This window comes from Micromonospora sp. NPDC000207 (genome assembly GCF_040300925.1).
GTDB lineage: Bacteria > Actinomycetota > Actinomycetes > Mycobacteriales > Micromonosporaceae > Micromonospora.
The window spans coordinates 47788-65114 of sequence record NZ_JBEPEQ010000018.1; the positions used below are offsets into that span (position 1 = coordinate 47788).

The following is a 17327-nucleotide window of genomic DNA, read 5'->3' on the forward strand; positions in this document are numbered from 1 at the left end:
GGGTTCCGCAGCTCGAACGGGGTATCCGTGCCGCCGCCGTGACGGCGGCGGCACGGGCCGACGGTACCGGTCAGGCCGGGAGGGTCACCTGCGCCGGGGTCGACCGGCCGGTGGTGGTGCCGTCGCCGAGCTGCCCGAGGAAGTTGTCGCCCCAGCACCACAGGCTGCCGTCGGTGCGGGGAGCGCACGCGTGGTAGGAGACGGCCACGCCGTCGGTCCAGGTCGTGGCGGTGCCGATCTGGGTCGGAGTCGGTCGGTGGGTGGTGGTGCCGTCGCCGACCTGCCCGTAGGTGTTGCGGCCCCAGCACCACAGGCTGCCGTTGGTACGCGTCGCGCACGACGTGTCGATGCTGGTGTCGACCTTCGCCCAGGTGGTGGCGGTGCCGACCTGGAGTGGGGTGGTCTGGAAGCCGCCGCTCCCACCCACCTGGCCGTATCCGTTCTCGCCCCAGCACCACAGGGTCCCGTTGGTGCGGACCGCGCAGGTGTGCACGTATCCGGCGGTCACCCCGCTCCACGTGGTCGCGGTGCCCACCTGCGTCGGTGTGGCCCGGAAGTCGAGGATGCCGAGACCGAGCTGCCCGTCGGAGCTGCTACCCCAGCACCACAGGGTTCCGTCGGTGCGGGTGGCGCAGCTGTGCGCGTACCCGGTCGCGACGTTCGCCCAGGTGGTGGCGGTGCCGACCTGTAGCGGGGTGGTGGACAGCAGGGGGGTCGGACCGGTGCCGAGCTGCGCGTGACCGTTCAGGCCCCAGCACCACAGGGTGCCGTTGGTCCGGATCGCGCAGGTGTGGTTGGTGCTGGTGCTGACGCTGGCCCAGGTGGTGGCGGTGCCGACCTGCACGGGGCTGGTCCGGCCCGTGGTCGTCCCGTCGCCGAGTTGCCCGTTGTTGTTGCCGCCCCAGCACCACAGGGTGCCGTCGGTGCGTACCCCACAGGTGTTGCTCTTGCCGGCGTCGATCCGCGCCCAGGTGGTGGCGGTGCCGATCCGGACCGGGCCGGACCGGGCCGTGGTGGTTCCGTCGCCGAGTTGTCCGTTGAAGTTGTTGCCCCAACACCAGAGTGTCCCGTCGGTACGGATCACGCAGGTGTGCAGGTCACCGACGGCGACCCGGGACACCGGTGTGGCGGCGACCGAGACGTTCGAGGTGCCCGGGTCGGCCGGGCTGGTTCCCGCCACGGCCGCCCCTGCCGTCAGGCCGAGGGCGAGGACGACCGCCCCGATGGAGGCCACCGTCGCGGTGGCGGTTCGGGCTGCCCGCCGCCACCGGGTCCGCAGCCGACCCTCCTGCTTCTCGTTCATGTCCTTCTCCCCAGACATCGTTGGTTCTGCAGAGTGGAGGCGGCGTTGCCCCGGCAGGTCGCCAGCGACCTGTCACTTCGTGTGATCAGACTCTACATCGATATCCATCTACGTGGATCAGCGTGGAAGTATCGGGACGGTCAGGCGACGGCGGCGGCAGGTCAGACGACGGCGGCGGCCAGGGACACGCCGACGTACACGGCTCCCAGGCCGGCCCCGATCGAGACGACGATGTGGACGGCAGCCTGGAACCAGGCACCGTTCTGCGCCAGGCGCAGGGTCTCGTAGCCGAAGGTGGAGTAGGTGGTCAGCGTGCCGCAGAAACCCGTTCCGACCAGCGCCGCCACCGCAGGGTCGGCCGGTAACCCGATGAGGAAGCCGAGCAGCAGAGACCCGGTGACGTTGACTGTCAGCGTGCCCCAGGGGAAGACCGACCCGAGACGGGCCTGGATCATCCGGTCGGTGAGATAGCGCAGCGGCGCGCCGACGGCGGAACCCAGCAACACCAGCAGCATCGTCACCGGGTCTCCTGCCCGTCGGGACGCCGTGCCGGTCGTCGGCGGATCAGCCGCCCGGTCACGCCGACTCCAGCCCAGACCGCCGTCAACGCCGCCAGCAGGGTGGCCGCCAGGTAGAGCAGACCCAACCCGGCCCGACCGGCGGCTACGGCCTGCTGGATGTCGACGAGTGCCCCGACCCGTTCCCGGCGTCGCGCCGGTCGGTGGCGGCCAGCATCCCGAGCAGCCGCAACGCGTGGGCGTCGCGGCTGTGCGGCTCCGCCCGGTACACGACCAACTGCTGCCCGGCGTTCCCGCGCACGTCGAAGGTGCTGTACGCGAGGGTCAGCTCACCCACGGCGCGGTGCCGGAACGTCTTGGCCTCGTGGGTCTTGCCCCGGACCTCGTGGCACCGCCACAGCCGACGGAACGTCTCACTCGCCGACTCCAGTTCGGCGACGAGGCCCCCGGTCCGCCGGTCGGTCGGGTCGTGACCGTGGGCGAGCCGCAGGTTCGCCACGCACGTCTCGGCGGTGCGCTCCCAGTCGGGGAAGAAGGTCCGCCCGGCCGGGTCGAGGAAGGTCATCCGGGCGAGATTGTCCCGGGCGGCGAAGTCGGCGAACAGGGCGGCGGCGATGGCGTTGTGGGCCAGCAGGTCGAGCCGCCTGTTGAACACGAACGCGGGCAGGTCGGGCCAGGCGTCGAGTAGTTGCCGCAGCCCCGGGTCGACGTGCTCCACTGCGGGTGTGGGTGGGCCGTCGAGCGGGACCCCGGCGAGTCGGAACAGGTGCTCGCGGGCGTCGGCGTCGAGCCCGAGGGCGCGGGCGATCCCACCCAGCACCGACGCCGACGGATGCCGTTCCCGGCCCTGTTCGAGCCGGGTGTAGTAGTCGGCGCTCACCCCGGCGAGCACCGCCACCTCCTCCCGGCGCAGGCCCGCCACCCGGCGGACCCGGTGCGAGACCAGGCCGACGTCCTCCGGCTGGATCCTGTCCCGCCGGGCGGCGAGGAATCTTCCCAGTTCGTTGGCGGTCATGCCCACCACGCTAGGCGGGGTCCGACGCCGTCAGCCAGGGTGCGGCACACCCCTGACGAACCCACCCTGGTCGGTTCCGGCGACGACGCCGACGGTGGGGGCATGACCCGATCCATCCTGAACCAGGACGTCCTGGCGGAGATCGACGCCGACAGTCGGCGTCCGCTGATGTTCGTCAACGCCACCATCCACACCCTCGACCCGCTGATCGGTGACCTCACCGGCGCGGACCTCCTGCTCGGCGGTGACGTCGTCGTCGGAGTGGGCCCCGGCCTGCACACCGCGGCCGGCGACGACAACGCCGTCGTCGTGGACTGCACCGGCCTGACCATCGTGCCCGGCGTCACCGACCACGTCGCCCGCGCCGGCCTGCGGAGCCGGGCCGCCGACCGGGTCGGCACCCTCACGCCCGGAAACCCGGCCACCTTCGCGGTGCTCGCGGTCGACCCGGGGGAGACCTCGTCGCTGGACCGGCTGATCTGGCGGTACGAGCAGGCAGCCGCAGTGGTCGTGGACGGCCGCGTCCATGCCGTCGACGGACGGCGGCTGGTCACCGAACCTCCGGTGACCCGGGACCCGGGACAGCCGCGTCAGGTCGAGAGCCGACACCTCGGGATGTGGATCGACCAGACCGGGTTCGTGCACCAGGAGTTGACCGCCGACGGCCGGTACGACGAGACGCGCGGCGGCCGACCGCACGCGTACCAGGGGTCGTTCTGGATCGAGGGCGACCGGATCGTCTACCTCGACGACCTGGGGTTCTGGGCGTACGGCCAGTTCACCGACGGGGTGCTGCACCACGCCGGTTACGTCTTCCACCGCCGATGACCACCACAGGAGACCCTCACATGATCCTCTTCACCGGCGGCACCGTCGTCACGATGGACCCCGCCGTCGGCGACCTGGCCCCCGGCGACGTCCTGGTCGAGGGCGACCGGATCCTCGCCGTCGGCGCGGACCTCGGTTCCCACCCGGGTGCCGCCGACGCCCGGATCGTCGACACCACCGACCGGATCGTCGCCCCCGGCTTCGTCGACACCCACCGGCACGCCTGGCAGGCCCAGCTGCGGCGCAGCATCCCCGACGTGACGGACCTGGGCGCGTACGTCGTGTCCACCCTCGGTCGGCTCGCCCCGGCGTACACCCCGCACGACATGTACGTCGGCACCCGCCTGGCGGCGTTGACCGCCCTCGACGCGGGCATCACCACGATGCTGGACTTCTCGCACAACTCCCGCAGCGCCGCCCATTCCGACGCGGCCGTCCAGGCCCTGTCGGACACCGGTCTCCGGGGTGTGCACGCCTCCATGGGGCCGCACTTCGGCGACTGGGACCGGCAGTGGCCCGCCGACCTGGGGCGGCTGCACACCGCGTACCACGGTGGCGGGGACGGGCTGGTCACGCTCCGGTTGGCAGCGTTGGCCACCCACGAGATCGCCGGACCCCAGCTCGCGTACGGCCCCGAACTGGCCGCCGTCGCCCGGGACCTGGGCATCGGTGTCAGCATCGACGCTGTCTTCGGCGCGGCCTCGTCGGCGGCGATCCTCCGCTGGGCCGACGCCGGACTGCTCGGCCCGGAGGTGACGCTCATCCACGCCACCGGGCTCACCGCCGGAGCGTGGCGGGCGATCGCCGACACCGGTACGACGGTGTCGCTCGCGCCCACCTCGGACGCCCAGATCGGACTGGAGACCGCGGTGCCGGCGATCGACGAGGCGCTCGCCGTCGGCGTCCGCCCCGGCCTCAGCATCGACGTGGAGGTGGCCCTGGCCAGTGACATGTTCACCCAGATGCGGGCCCTGCACACGGTCCAGCGGATGCGGGCGGTCAACGCGGCCTACGGCACGGACACCGTGCCGGAGCGGATCACCACCCGGGACGTACTGGACTTCGCCACCCGGCAGGGGGCCCGGACCGTCGGCCTGGGGCAGGTGACCGGTTCGCTGGCCCCGGGCAGGCAGGCCGACCTGGTGGTGGTGGACGCCGCCGCCGTTAACAACATGCCGCTCAACGACGCGGTCGGCACCCTGGTCCTCGGTGCCGACGCCCGCAACGTGGAGATCGTGTTGGTGGCGGGGCGGTTCCGGAAGTTCGCCGGTGAACTGGTGGGGGTCGACCTGGACGAGCTCAGGGTGGAGGTGACCGCCTCGCGGGACGCGGTCCTCGCCGCCGCCGACAGGTGAACCGGGCTACCCGACCGTCGCGGCGGTCACCCGGTCCGGCTGCTCGGCGGGGACGAGGAACCGGGAGACGCTGAGCAGCTTCTCGCGGGTCTCCTCAAGTTCCCGGGCGGGGTCGGACTGGGCGACCACTCCGGCCCCGGCCCGCAGCCAGGTCCTCCCGTCGTGCCGGAAGACGCTGCGCAGGACCAGCGCGGCGTCCAGGGTGCCGTCGGCGTCGGCGGTCAGGACCGTACCGCTGTACAGACCGCGCTGTGGCTCCACCCGGCGGATCAGGTCGCAGGCCGCCCGCTTGGGGATCCCGGAGGCGGTGATGGCGGGGAACAGCACCGACAACGCGTCCCAGGCGGTGGTGTCGTCGGCGAGGCGTCCGTCGACCTCGGAGGCGAGGTGTTGGACGCTGCCGCGTTCCTTCACGGTCATGAAGTCGTGGACGCCGACGGTGCCGGCGGCGCAGACGGTGGACATCTCGGCGGCGGCGAGGTGGACCGAGAGGGCGTGTTCGAACACCTCCTTGGCGTCCCGGTAGAGCTCGCTGCGGCGGGCGGCGTCGAGCGGGGCGCTGCCGTCGAGGGCGCGGGTGCCGGCGAGGGGCTGTGTGACGACGGTGCCGTCGGGGGTGACCCGGGCGACGATCTCCGGGCTGAAACCGGCCGCCTCCCAGCCGCCGAGACGCAGCAGGAAGGAACGGGCCGGGGAGTTCCCGCGACGGCCGGTCAGGTAGGTCGCCGCGAGGTCGACCTCGTCGGGCACGGCGACGGTCCGGGAGAGGATCACCTTGTCCAGGTCGCCGTCCCGGATCGTTGCGATGGCGTCCGCCACCGCCCTGCGGTAGGGGACCGTCTCCTCGCCGGTGAGGTTCACGGCGATCCGCGTCTGCGCCGACACCACAGGCGCCCGGTCGACCGCGTCGGTGAGACGCGCGTGCAGCACGTCGAGGTCGGCCTCGCTGGGGGCGACCAGCAGGGCGCTGCCCGCGCCGAACCGGATCTCCCGCTCCGGGACGACGAGGTGGACGCTCCGGTGCGGGGTAGGTGGGTCGCAGATCAGCTCGAAGGTGGCCCAGCCGTAGACCCGCCAGCCCGTGAAGGGCAGTGCCGCCAGGGCTCGCCGTACCCCGTCGAAGATCGAGGGGCCGGCGGCGAAGTCCACCTGACGGTCCGGGAGGGTCAGTGTCGTCGTCGCGTCCGCCACGACGACGCTTGCCAGTTCGCCTTCGGCCCAGCACAGCGCCTCGGGTTGCTCGTAGACGACGTACGGCTGGTCCGAACCCGCCGCGAGGGTGGCGGCGGTGGCCACCGGGTCGGCGTCGAACGGAACCCGTCGGTGGGTGAGCTGTCGGGGCGTGGTCACGTGCGGTGCTCCTCAGGGGTGTACGGGGTCGGTACTTCCACCACGTGGTGGGCGCAACGGGCGACGACCTCCGGGTCGTGGCTGATCATGAGTACGCCGAGGTGCCGTTCCGCGCACACTTCGGCGAGCAGGTCCAGGACCGCGTGGCCGGTGCGCCGGTCGAGTGCCGAGGTGACCTCGTCGCAGACCAGCACCCGGGGGTCGGCGGCGAGGGCGCGGGCGAGGTTGAGGCGTTGACGTTCCCCGCCGGAGAGGGCCACGGGTAGCCGGTGTGCCGCCGCCGCGGGGAGCCGGACCCGGTCCAGCAGTGCGTGGGCCCGGTCCTTCGGGTCCGGCACCCCGAGGGTGGTCAGTGGGCGGAGCAACGCCTTCAGGGCGGTTTCACGGGGGTTGAGCGCCCCGACGGAGTCCTGTCCGACGAACTGCACGGCTCGACGTTGGGCGGTGGTGCGGTGCCGCGCGGCCGGTGCCAGGTCGACGCCGGCCAGCCTGACCTGCCCTCCGGTACGGGCGGAGAGCCCGGCGACGCAGCGGGCGACGGTGCTCTTGCCGGCGCCGGAGGGGCCGGTGATCGCGGTGCATCCTCCGGCGGGGACGTCGAAGGAGACCCCGTCGACGACGGTCAGCCGACCGTACCCGGCCCGCAGCCCGTGGACCTGCAACAGCGCCCCGGTGGGGGTGACCGCGATGGGCGGCGGGTCGGGTGGGGCGGGCGGGGGCACCAGACGTCCGGCGTCGAGGTGGACGACCCGGTCGGCGATGGTCTCGGCAAGGGTGGGGTGGTGGGTGATGACCAGGGCGGCGCAGCCCCGGTCCCGGAGGTAGGCGGTGAGCCTCCGCCGCAGGTCGCGGGCGAGGGGTTCGTCGAGACCACTGGTGGGTTCGTCGAGGATCAGCAGGCGGGGGGTTCCGGCGAGGGCGACGGCCAGCGCCACCCGTTGGGCCTGCCCGCCGGAGATCTGGTGGGGTCGGCGTCGGGCGAAGGCGCTGTCGGTGGGGAGGTCCATCGTGGCCAGTAGTTCCGTGACCCGGTCCGGCCCGGCGACCTCCGCCAGTTGGGTGCCGATGCGGCGGGCGGGGTTCAACGCGGCGGCGGGGTCCTGTCCGAGGAGTGAGACGACACGGCCGCGGAGCGCCCGGCCCTGCGGACCGAAGGGATCGACCCCGGTGACCCGGACCTGGCCCGCCCGGAGCCGCAGGCCGGGTCGGAGGTGGCCGAGCAGGCTGAGCGCCAGGGTGGTCTTCCCCGAACCGGAGACGCCGAGGAGGCCGACGATCTCGCCGGGGGCGATGGTGAGGTCGACGTCGTCGACGACGGGTTCGCCGCCGTCGACGGGCCCGACGACCAGCCCGGAGATCTCGGCGATCATCAGGTGGCTCCGGCGGTGCGGGCGGCGAGGTCGTCGGCGACCAGGTTCACCGACACGGCGAGGACCGCGATGAGCAGCGCGGGGACGAGCACCGGCAGCGGGGTGAGGCTCAACCCGGGAAGGTTCTCCTGGACCATCCGTCCCCAGTTGGGTGCGGGTGCGCCTCGACCGAGGCCGAGGAAGCCCGCCGTCGCGGTGAGGTGGACGGCGGCGACGAAGCGGATGCCGGCGTCGGTGAGGACCGTACCGGCGATGTTGGGCAGGATGTCGTGGCGCAGGACCTGGGCCGGGGTGTCGCCGCGCCCCCGGGCGACCTCGACGAACCCGGATCCGGCGACGGCGCGGGTCGCCGCGCTGACGACCCGGGTGGAGAAGGGTGTGGTGGTCAGGGTGACTGCGGCGAGGACGGCGAGGTCGCTGCCGGGGAATCCGGCGGCGAGGACCAGCATGACCAGGACCGCCGGCACGATCGCGACCAGGTCGGTGACCCGGACGAGCAGGTCGGCGGTGTGGCGTGGGGCCAGCCCCGCGCTGACCCCGACCAGGACGCCGAGTGCGGTGGCGAGCAGTGTGGCTCCGGCGGCGAGGGTGACCACGACCCGTCCGCCGGTGAGGACCCGGGCGAGCAGGTCCCGTCCGAGGGCGTCGGTGCCGAGGGGATGGCCGGGTCCGGGGGGCGCGTAGGGGACACCGACCTGTTCGGTGGGGGAACCGGTGACGAGGAGCGGTCCGAGGACGGCCACGGCGAGGACGAGGAGCACCCCGGCCCGGGCGGCGAGGCGGGTCACGGGTGTCGTCCCTGTCGTGGGTCGACGAGTCGGGCGACGACGTCGGCGAGGAGCAGGACCACCAGTGCGATGCCGGCCAGGACGACAGTCAGCCCCTGCACGACCGGGACGTCGCGGTTGGCGACGGCCTGTTGGAGTTCGTACCCGATCCCGGGGTAGCTGAAGATGGTCTCGACGACCACGGTTCCGCCGACGAGTGCGGCGGTCACCAGGGCGAGGGACTGGACGGCGGGTCCGATCGCGTTGGGCAGCACGTGTCGTAGGGCCAGCCGGGGGCCGGTGACGCCGCGTAGCCGCGCGGCCTCCACGAAGGGGGCGGTGGCGACCTGGGCGGCGGCGGTGCGGATGAGGCGGGTGGCTGCGGCGAGCCCGACGGCGACGGTGCTCAGGACGGGCAGGACGAGGATCTCCGGCGTGTCGAGGGGGGTGCCGCCGAGGGGGACCAGGGAGACCCTCGGCAGTACGCCGAGCCAGGTGGCCAGGACGGTGACGAGCAGGCTCGCGACCACGAACTCCGGTAGCGCGACGCCGCAGAGGGTCGCCGTGGAGATCGCCCGGTCGGCTGCGGCCCGGGGGTGCATCCCGGCGACAAGTCCGCACACCACCGACAGCGGTGCCACGAGGAGCAGGGAGAGCACGGCGATCAGGACGCTGTTCGGCAGGCGGTCCGCGAGCAGGTCGCTGACGGGCCGCCCGCCGACCAGGGCGGTGCCGAGGTCACCGCGCAGCAGTGACCCGGCCCAGTCCAGGTACCGCTCGTGGGCGGGTCGGTCCAGCCCCAGGTCGGCCCGGAGGGTGGCGCGTTGGGCCGCGGTGGTGTCGGCGCCGCTGAGGACCCCGACCGCGTCGCCGGGCAGGACGGCGGTGGCGGCGAAGACGAGGACCGAGACCACGGCGAGCGCGGCGACGGCGGCGGCGAGACGCAGGAGCAGGAACCGACCCCAGGTCACCGCAGGGAGGCCCGACTGAATCCGGGGAACTGCTCGAACAGGTCCTCGCGGACACCCCGCAGGGTGGGCACCGTGGCGGTGACGAAGGGCTTGAAGACCGGGGCGATGGTGTTGCCGTCGGTCCACATCGCCTGCTGGGCGGCGACCGCCGCCCGGTTCGCCTCGGCGGGGTCGGCGGTGCTGCGGGCCTTCGTCACCAGGGCGTCGACGTCCGGTCGGTTCCAGCCCAGCGCGGAGGGGTTCTGCCCGCCGTAGGACACCTGGTAGAGGGGCATGGGGGGCACCGGCACGGAGAAGCTCGCCGCGAAGGGGAGCTTGACGTAGGCGGGGAAGTCGGCGAACAGCTGCCCGGCGGGCAGTTCCCGCAGGGTCGCCCGGACCCCGATCTGCTTGAGGTTCTCCACGTAGAGGGTGGCGACCTCGACCATGCCGGGGGTCTCCGGGCCGGTGGTGAGGGTGACCTCCAGGTTCCGGGCGCCGGCCTCGGCCAGCAGTGCTCGGGCCCCGTCGGGGTCGAAGGGTCGTTGTTCGATGCCGTCGGCGTATCCGGGGAACCCGGGGGAGAGGAGGTCGTTGCCGATGACGCCCCGGCCGTGCAGCACCGTGTCGAGCATCGCCTGACGGTCGGCGGCGAGTTTGAAGGCGGTCCGGACCCGGGGGTCGTCGAAGGGCTTCCGGGTCATGTCGAGGCGGAAGAACAGCCCGGAGACGTAGGGGGACTCGCTGCGGGTGACGACGACCCGGTCGTCGCCGTCGAGGGTGCGGGCGGTGATCGGGGCGAGGTCTCCGGCGAAGTCGACCTGGCCGTTGGTGAGGGCGCTGGCCCGGGCGTCGCTGTCGGGGATGTTGCGCAGTTCGAGGCCGTCGAGGTACGCCCCGTCCAGGCCGGGTAGGGCGAACTCGTCGTTGCGGACCAGGGCCGTGCCCTGCCCGGGTTCGAAGGTGGTGAGCCGGAACGGGCCGGAGGTGGGCGCGTTCTGTTCGAACCGGCTGCCCTCCCTGAGGACGAGGTAGTTGCCCTGGCAGAGCAGGAGGCGTCCGTCCGCGATCGGGGCGAGGGTGGGCAGTACGAGGGTCCGTACGTCTTTGACCTCGGCCTTGGCGAGGTCGAAGTTGCGTCCGGGGGTCTTGTAGACGCCGAGTGCCCTGGGGTCGTCGTTCGGGGTGATCAGGGAGTAGAGGACGTCGCGGGCGGTCAGCGGGGATCCGTCGCTGAAGGTCAGTCCGGGCCGGATGCGCAGGGTGTAGCTGCGCAGGTCGGCGCTGACGTCGATGCCTTCGAGCACCTCGTAGCGGACCCCGTCGGGAGCGGTGGGGTCGAGGTTGCCCAACGCGGCGTGCATGGCCCTGGCCCGGACGAAGTCCAGGTTGGTGCCGCCGTGGAAGTAGCTGAGGGTCTCGGCGGCGCCGACGCCGACGAGGGCGGCGCGCAGGGTCCCTCCGCGCCTGGGTGGCCCGGAGGGGGTGGACGGGGTCGGGTCGGCGTCGCTGCCGCAGCCGGCCAGCAGGGCCGGTCCGGTGGCGAGCGCGGCGGCGGCGACGAGACCGCCGCGCAGCATCGACCGTCGTCCGATGTGGTGTGTCACGTGTTTCTCCTCGGTTGTGCCCGACGGCTGTGGTCAGCGTTCGAGCAGCTCGACGGCGCCGGACGGGCACCGTTCGACGGCGGTGCGGACGGCCTCGGCGTCGGCGTGGGTGACGTCGGTGCGGAGCAGGACCACCAGTCCGTCGTCATCGGACTGGTCGAAGACTGTGGGTGCGGCGTGTACGCACTGCCCTGCTCCCACGCAGACGTCGGTGTTCGCGGTGACCCGCATCGGTTCTCCTCGCGCAGGTGTGTCCGGTGCCGGTACGGTGGAAACCCTAAACGAAAACTGTTGTCATGTTCAACTGGGTTCCGGGAGGAAACGTGGACCACACCGCCTACGACACGCACGCCGAGCACTTCGACCTCCTGGTGGCCGGCATGTGGCGGGCTCTCGGCCCGACGCTCGCGGCGGAGCTCCGGGGCCTCGACCCGCACCACGGCCCCGCCGTCGACATGGGGGCGGGAACCGGGCGCGGGACCGAACTCGTCGCCCGGCTCAATCCCGACGTCGAGGTGCTGGCAGTGGAGCCCTCCCCGGCGTTGCGCACCGCGATGTTCACCCGGATCGGCGGCGACCCCGACCTCGCCCGTCGGGTCACGGTGCTGCCGGGGACGGCCACCGGGACGCCCCTTCCCGACCGGGTCTGCGCGGTGCTGCTGGCCAACGCGGTGGCCGAGCTGAACCCCGTGCAGCGGCGGGAGTTGTGGCGGTCGGTGGCGGGTCGGCTGGCACCGGGCGCACCGTTGGTCGTCAACGTCGGGGTCCCCGGCGTGCAGGAGGAGAACCGGGTTCGCATCGGCGCCCGGGAGTACCACAACACCGGCGTGGTGGTTCCCGGAGAGCCCGGCCGGGTGCGCTGGCGGATCACCACCGAGGTCCGGGCGGCGGGTGCGGTGGTCCAGCGCCTCACCGCCGACCACGTCTCCTGGGAGGTGTCCCTGCCGCAGCTCTGCCAGGAGTTGACCGAGGCGGGCCTGCGGCCACGGCGTACCGGGGTGGTGGTCGTGGCTACCCGGTGAGCGACGCGACGAGCGCCCGCTTGTCGGTCTTCCCGACGGCGGTCAACGGCATCCGGGGCACTCCGACCACCCGGTCGGGGTGCTTGTAGGCAGCCACCCCCCGGTCGCGGAGGAAGGCGCCGAGGGACCGGGCGGTCGGCGGGTCCCCGGCGCAGACCAGGAACGCCACAGGTCGTTCCCCGAAGTCCTCGTCGGGCGCGCCGACCAGGGCCGCGTCCAGGATCCCGGGGTACGCCGACAGGTGCCCCTCCACCTCCGTCGCGTCGATCTTCTCTCCGCCCCTGTTGATCTGGTCCTTGATCCGTCCCACCACCACCAGGTGTCCCGAGGGCAGCGCGCGCACCTGGTCTCCGGTGCGGTAGAACCCGTCCGGGGTGAAGCCCGTCCGGTCGACCTCCCCGGCCCGGTAGTAGCCCCGGATCGTGTACGGCCCACGGGTCAGCAGCTCACCGGTCCCGCCCGTCGGCACCGGGTCCCCGGCCTCGTCGACGACCCTGACCTCGTCGTCCGGGCAGATCGGTCGCCCCTGCGTGGTGCAGACGACCTGGTCGTCGTCCTCGGCGCGGGTGAGGTTGAGCAGCCCCTCCGCCATGCCGAAGACCTGTTGCAGCCGACAGCCGAGTTTCGGTTCGATCCGCCGCGCCAGGTCGTCGGCGAGGCGGGCCGCCCCGACCTGGAGCAGCCGCAGGCTCGACAGGTCGGGCGCGGTCTCGGCGTTCTCCTGCAACCACGCCGGAACCAGGGGCGGGTTGAGCGCGACGACTGTGACGCGTTCCCGTTCGACGAGTCGGAAGGCGGTGGCCGGACTGGGATCCCGGGCGACCACGACCGTTCCGCCGCCCTGCAACGTCCCGAGCACACCGGGGCAGCTCATGGTGAAGTTGAACGGCATCGGCAGTACCGCCAGGTAGACGGTGTCCGGTCCGAGGCCGCAGATCTCGGCGGCCAGCCGGGCATTGCAGGCGTAGTCGTCGTGGGTGCGGGGGATGAGCTTCGGGATCCCGGTGGTGCCGCCGGAGAGCAGCAGCAGTGCCAGGTCCCCGGGGGTCGGGGGGTCGGTGTCGGGAATCGGTTCCCCACCTGCGGCGACCAGGTCGGCCAGCCGGTGGAATCCGTCCTCGTCGGAGACCTCACCGTCGATGATCACGTGGGTCAGGCCGGGGTGGGCGGTGCGGAGTTCGGCGGCGAGGCGCCGGTGGTCGAAGCGGGCGTGCCGGTCCGGACCGACGTAGCCGACCGCGCCGGACCGCGCGACGAGGTGACCGACCTCCGATCGGCGGTGGCCGGGCATGGCGTGGACCGGGACCACCCCGAGCCGTTGCAGGGCGAACCAGAGCAGGACGAACTCCGCACGGTTGGGTAGCTGGACGACGACCCGGTCACCGCGGCGGAGCCCGAGGGCGTACAGGGCGCTGGCGAGTCGGTGTGCGGTGCCGTCGAGTTCGGCGTACGTGATGCGGGTCCCGCCGTCGACGAGCGCCGTACGGTCGGCGAACCGGGCGGCCCAATCGGTGAGCAGGTCACCGAAGGTCTTCCCACGCCACCAGCCTGCCGATCGGTATCGCGCGGCGAATTCCTCAGGCCAGCTCGGCCAGTCCCGACCATCCACGGTGGACCTCCTCGACGACGGACCCCGGGGTGGCGCAACCACGGGTGGGGTGTTTAGAGTGACGCTAGTTGACAATGGTGTTCATGTGCAATGCAGGGCACCCTCCGACGGCGGCCCGGTGACCGAACCCCGGCCCGTCCCGACCCACGCCACGCGAGAAGGGTGAACCGGACCGTGCCCCAGGCACCTCGACCCCGCACCGCACCACTGACCGCCGACCGGATCCGCGCCGTCACCGCCGCCGCGCTGGACGTACCCGAGAACGAGATCGCCCCCGACGAGGACCTGTTCGACCTCGGACTCGACAGCCTGCGCCTGATCCGCCTCGCCGCCGCCTGGCGGCGAGGCGGACACGACATCGGCTTCGACGCCCTCGCCGAGACCCCCACCCTCGCCGCGTGGCAGAAGATGCTGCTCACCGACGCCACAGCCCGTTCGGCCGCCGTCGCGGAACCGTCGCCGGTCGACCCGGCCGCCGCCGAGACCCCGACCGGCCCCGTCGACCCGCAGGAACCCTTCCCGCTGGGCCTGATGCAGCACGCCTACTGGATCGGCCGCCAGGACGGGCAGCCCCTCGGCGGCGTCGGCGCGCACTTCTACGTCGAGTTCGACGGCCGGGACGTCGACCCGGACCGGCTGCGCACCGCCGTGTCACTGCTGCGTCGCCGACACGCCATGCTGCGTACCCGGATCCTCGACGACGGCAACCAACTGATCCTCCCCGACACCGGCGACGCCACGGTGACCGTGCACGACCTGCGCGCCCTGGACGCCGTCGCCCGCCGGGACCACCTCGACAGGATCCGGCACACCGGCACCCACCGGCGGATGGCAGTCGACGACGGGGAAGTCCTCGTCGTCGAACTGACCCTGCTGCCCGACGGCGCCACCCGGCTGCACGTCGACCTCGACATGATCGCTGCGGACGCGGCAAGCCTCCGCATCCTCCTCGACGACCTCCGCCACCTCTACGACGCACCCGACACCGACCTGGCCCCCGTCACCGGCAGTTTCGCCCGATACCTGGAACGACGCGCCACCCGACGCGCCCCGCAACGGGCCGCCGCCAGGCAGTGGTGGCAGCAACGGCTGCCGGAGCTCAGCCGCGCCCCGCAACTGCCGACGGTCGTCGACGCGCTCCAGCCGGAATCCACGCAGCCCCGGTTCCACCCCACCACCCGGCTGCACCACGACATCACGCCCACCGACCGGGAGACCCTCACCCGGCTCGCCCGGCGACACTCCCTCACCCCGGCGGCCGTGCTCGCCACCGCGTTCGCCGAGATCCTGGCCGGCTGGAGCGCCGAACAACGGTTCCTGCTCAACCTGCCCCTGTTCGACAGGGACGTCGACGTGCCGGGTGCCGCCGGACTCGTCGGCGACTTCAGCAGCTCGGTACTGCTCGACGTCGACCTCACCCGGCCGCTGCCCTTCGCCGAGCAGGCCCGCCAGGTCCAGCACACCCTGCACCAGGCGGTCGCCCGGGGCGCGTACCCCGGGGTCGAGGTCCTGCGGGACCTCTCCCGCCTCGGCGACGGCACCCCCGTCCTCGCCCCGGTCGTCTACACCAGCGCCCTCGGACTCGGCGAGATCTTCGACGCACAGGTCCAGGACCGCTTCGGCGCCCCCGTGTGGATCATCTCGCAGGGGCCGCAGGTCTGGCTCGACGCCCAGGTCACCGAACTCGACGGTGGGCTGCTGCTCAACTGGGACATCCGCAGCGAGGTCTTCGAACCCGGCGTCGCCGAGCACGCCTTCGCCGCGTACCGGCGTCTGGTGGAGGACCTGCTGCACGACGAGGCGACCTGGACCCGGCCCGTCGGGCAACTCGCCCCCGCCGAACAGCTCGCCGCCCGGTCCGCGATCAACGACACCGGGGACGACGTCCCCGCCGAGCTGTTGCACGACCGGTTCTTCGCCCGCGCCGCCCGGACACCCGACCGCACCGCCCTCGTCGACGACGACAACGGCGACCTCACCTACGGGGAACTGGCCAGCGCCGCCCTGCGGGTCACCACCCTGCTGCACCACCACGACGTCCGTCCCGGAGACTCCGTCGCTGTCACCCTCCCCAAGGGTCGGGCGCAGGTGGTCGCCGTCCTCGGCATCCTGGCGGCGGGTGCCGCGTACGTGCCCGTCGGCGTCGACCAGCCCCCGGCCCGGCAGCGGCGACTGCACACCCTCGCCCGGGTACGGGCGGTCCTCACCGACGCCGGCCATCGCCCCGCCGACGCCGAGGTGCCCGTCCTGGACATCGCCGACGCCACCCCCCTGCCCCCGGCCCAGGTGGCACCGGCCACCCCCGAGTCGGTGGCCTACGTCATCTTCACCTCCGGATCCACCGGGGAACCCAAGGGCGTCGAGGTCCCGCACCGGGCCGTCGTCAACACCGTCGACGCCGTCGCCGAGGTCTTCGCCGTCGGCGGCGACGACCGGACCATCGCCCTGTCCGCACTGGACTTCGACCTCTCCGCGTACGACATGTTCGCCCTGCTGCGCACCGGCGGGTCGGTCGTCGTGGTGGACGAAGGCAGCCGCCGCGACGCCCACCGCTGGGCGGACCTGGTCCGTCGCCACCGGGTGACGGTGATCAGTTGCGTGCCCGCCCTGCTCGACATGCTGCTCAGCGCGGCGGCCGACGCGGGACTGCCGGACAGCCTGCGCCTGGTGATGCTCGGCGGCGACTGGGTCGGTCTGGACCAGCCGGCCCGGCTGCGGGCGCTGGCACCCCGGGCCAGGTTCGCCGCCCTGGGCGGCATGACCGAGGCCGCGATCCACAGCACAGTCTTCGAGGTCGGCGACGTCGACCCCGGATGGCGGTCGATCCCCTACGGGGTGCCGCTGCGCAACATGCGGGTCCGGGTCGCCGACGACAGGGGTCGGGACCGGCCGGACTTCGTCCCCGGTGAACTCTGGGTAAGCGGCCCCGGAGTGGCCCACGGCTACCGGGGTGACCCGACCCGGACCGCCGAGAAGTTCGTCGACCACGACGGCCGACGCTGGTACCGGACCGGGGACCGGGCCCGCTACCACCACGACGGCACCCTGGAGTTCCTCGGCCGCGCCGACCACCAGGTCAAGATCCGAGGCCACCGCATCGAACTCGGCGAGGTCGAGGCCGCCGCCGACGCCCACCCCGCAGTGATCCACGCCGTGGCCACAGTCGTCACCGGCCCCACCCGGCAACTCGGCCTCTACGCCGCGACCGACGGCAGGCCCCTCACCGCCGAGGACCTCCGGCGGTGGCTCGCCGACCGGCTCGCCGTCTACATGGTGCCGGAACACCTGGTCGTCGCCGAGTCGATGCCGCTGACCGCCAACGGCAAACTCGACCGCCGGGCCGTCGCCGCCCGGTTGTCCGCCGCCGCCGACACCCCCACCCCGGGTGACGCGCCCCGAGAAGGGGTGGAACGTCTGGTGTCAGAGGTGTGGTCGGAGCTGCTGGGGACCACCGGGATCGGACGCGACGACTCCTTCTTCGCCCTCGGCGGCGACTCCCTGCTGGCCACCAGGATGATCAGCCGCCTCCGGGACCGGGGGGTGACAGGTGCCGGCATCGCCGCCCTGTTCACCGCTCCGGCGCTGCGCGACTTCGCCGCCACCCTGACGGCCGGTCCGGCCGCCGGTCCGGCC

General features: G+C 72.9%; 15 protein-coding genes. 4 read left to right on the forward strand and 11 right to left on the reverse strand.

Translation table 11 applies throughout. The annotated features are described in order from the left end of the window. Positions 1-70: 70 nt before the first annotated feature. The 4 genes from ABT336_RS06970 to ABT336_RS06985 all read right to left on the reverse strand — a co-directional run bounded on the left by ABT336_RS06970 (position 71) and on the right by ABT336_RS06985 (position 2836). Positions 71-1303 (reverse strand): RCC1 domain-containing protein, encoded by a 1233-nt coding sequence (locus tag ABT336_RS06970; protein WP_350895585.1) that lies wholly within the window; start codon positions 1301-1303, stop codon positions 71-73. A 161-nt stretch (positions 1304-1464) separates the two neighbouring features. Further along, positions 1465-1824: a fluoride efflux transporter CrcB gene (crcB, locus tag ABT336_RS06975; protein WP_350895586.1), complete on the reverse strand. Its 360-nt coding sequence runs from the start codon at positions 1822-1824 to the stop codon at positions 1465-1467. Next, positions 1821-1949, reverse strand: a complete 129-nt coding sequence (locus ABT336_RS06980) for a hypothetical protein (RefSeq protein ID WP_350895587.1) — start codon at positions 1947-1949, stop codon at positions 1821-1823. The genes crcB and ABT336_RS06980 overlap by 4 nt, the downstream gene beginning before the upstream one ends. A gap of 17 nt (positions 1950-1966) precedes the next feature. Beyond that, positions 1967-2836 carry a helix-turn-helix transcriptional regulator gene (locus ABT336_RS06985; protein ID WP_350895588.1) on the reverse strand — a complete coding sequence of 290 codons (870 nt, stop codon included), beginning with the start codon at positions 2834-2836 and terminating at the stop codon, positions 1967-1969. A gap of 102 nt (positions 2837-2938) precedes the next feature. Between ABT336_RS06985 and ABT336_RS06990 the strand changes: the two genes are divergently transcribed. Both ABT336_RS06990 and ABT336_RS06995 read left to right on the forward strand, forming a co-directional pair. Continuing rightward, entirely contained in the window at positions 2939-3664 is a 726-nt protein-coding gene (locus ABT336_RS06990; protein WP_350895589.1) for an Atu4866 domain-containing protein, read from the forward strand. A gap of 20 nt (positions 3665-3684) precedes the next feature. Next, positions 3685-5019 carry an amidohydrolase family protein gene (locus tag ABT336_RS06995; RefSeq protein ID WP_350895590.1) on the forward strand — a complete coding sequence of 445 codons (1335 nt, stop codon included), beginning with the start codon at positions 3685-3687 and terminating at the stop codon, positions 5017-5019. Between the two features lie 6 nt (positions 5020-5025). On the opposite strand, the gene ABT336_RS07000 is transcribed toward ABT336_RS06995, so the two are convergent. The 6 genes from ABT336_RS07000 to ABT336_RS07025 are packed head-to-tail and all read right to left on the reverse strand — an operon-like array spanning position 5026 to position 11294. Beyond that, positions 5026-6369 (reverse strand): salicylate synthase, encoded by a 1344-nt coding sequence (locus tag ABT336_RS07000; protein ID WP_350895591.1) that lies wholly within the window; start codon positions 6367-6369, stop codon positions 5026-5028. After that, on the reverse strand, positions 6366-7739 hold the full coding sequence (locus ABT336_RS07005) for an ABC transporter ATP-binding protein (RefSeq protein ID WP_350895592.1): 1374 nt from the start codon (positions 7737-7739) through the stop codon (positions 6366-6368). Before ABT336_RS07005 ends, ABT336_RS07000 begins: the two co-directional genes overlap by 4 nt. After that, a complete protein-coding gene (locus tag ABT336_RS07010) occupies positions 7739-8527 on the reverse strand; it encodes an ABC transporter permease (RefSeq protein ID WP_350895593.1) in 789 nt (262 codons plus the stop codon). Before ABT336_RS07010 ends, ABT336_RS07005 begins: the two co-directional genes overlap by 1 nt. Further along, positions 8524-9477 carry an ABC transporter permease gene (locus tag ABT336_RS07015; RefSeq protein WP_350895594.1) on the reverse strand — a complete coding sequence of 318 codons (954 nt, stop codon included), beginning with the start codon at positions 9475-9477 and terminating at the stop codon, positions 8524-8526. The genes ABT336_RS07010 and ABT336_RS07015 overlap by 4 nt, the downstream gene beginning before the upstream one ends. Then, complete coding sequence (locus ABT336_RS07020; RefSeq protein ID WP_350895595.1) at positions 9474-11063, reverse strand: ABC transporter substrate-binding protein; 1590 nt, start codon at positions 11061-11063, stop codon at positions 9474-9476. The genes ABT336_RS07015 and ABT336_RS07020 overlap by 4 nt, the downstream gene beginning before the upstream one ends. Before the next feature lie 33 nt (positions 11064-11096). Continuing rightward, positions 11097-11294 carry a ferredoxin gene (locus ABT336_RS07025; RefSeq protein WP_350895596.1) on the reverse strand — a complete coding sequence of 66 codons (198 nt, stop codon included), beginning with the start codon at positions 11292-11294 and terminating at the stop codon, positions 11097-11099. 65 nt (positions 11295-11359) lie between these two features. Here ABT336_RS07025 and ABT336_RS07030 point away from each other — a divergent pair, with 65 nt between their 5' ends. Then, positions 11360-12085 carry a class I SAM-dependent methyltransferase gene (locus ABT336_RS07030; RefSeq protein WP_350895597.1) on the forward strand — a complete coding sequence of 242 codons (726 nt, stop codon included), beginning with the start codon at positions 11360-11362 and terminating at the stop codon, positions 12083-12085. On the opposite strand, the gene ABT336_RS07035 is transcribed toward ABT336_RS07030, so the two are convergent. After that, entirely contained in the window at positions 12075-13694 is a 1620-nt protein-coding gene (locus tag ABT336_RS07035; RefSeq protein WP_350895598.1) for a (2,3-dihydroxybenzoyl)adenylate synthase, read from the reverse strand. The genes ABT336_RS07030 and ABT336_RS07035 overlap by 11 nt on opposite strands. A gap of 174 nt (positions 13695-13868) precedes the next feature. Between ABT336_RS07035 and ABT336_RS07040 the strand changes: the two genes are divergently transcribed. Beyond that, positions 13869-17327: non-ribosomal peptide synthetase (locus tag ABT336_RS07040; protein ID WP_350895599.1), on the forward strand; the 3459-nt coding region annotated here is incomplete at its 3' end.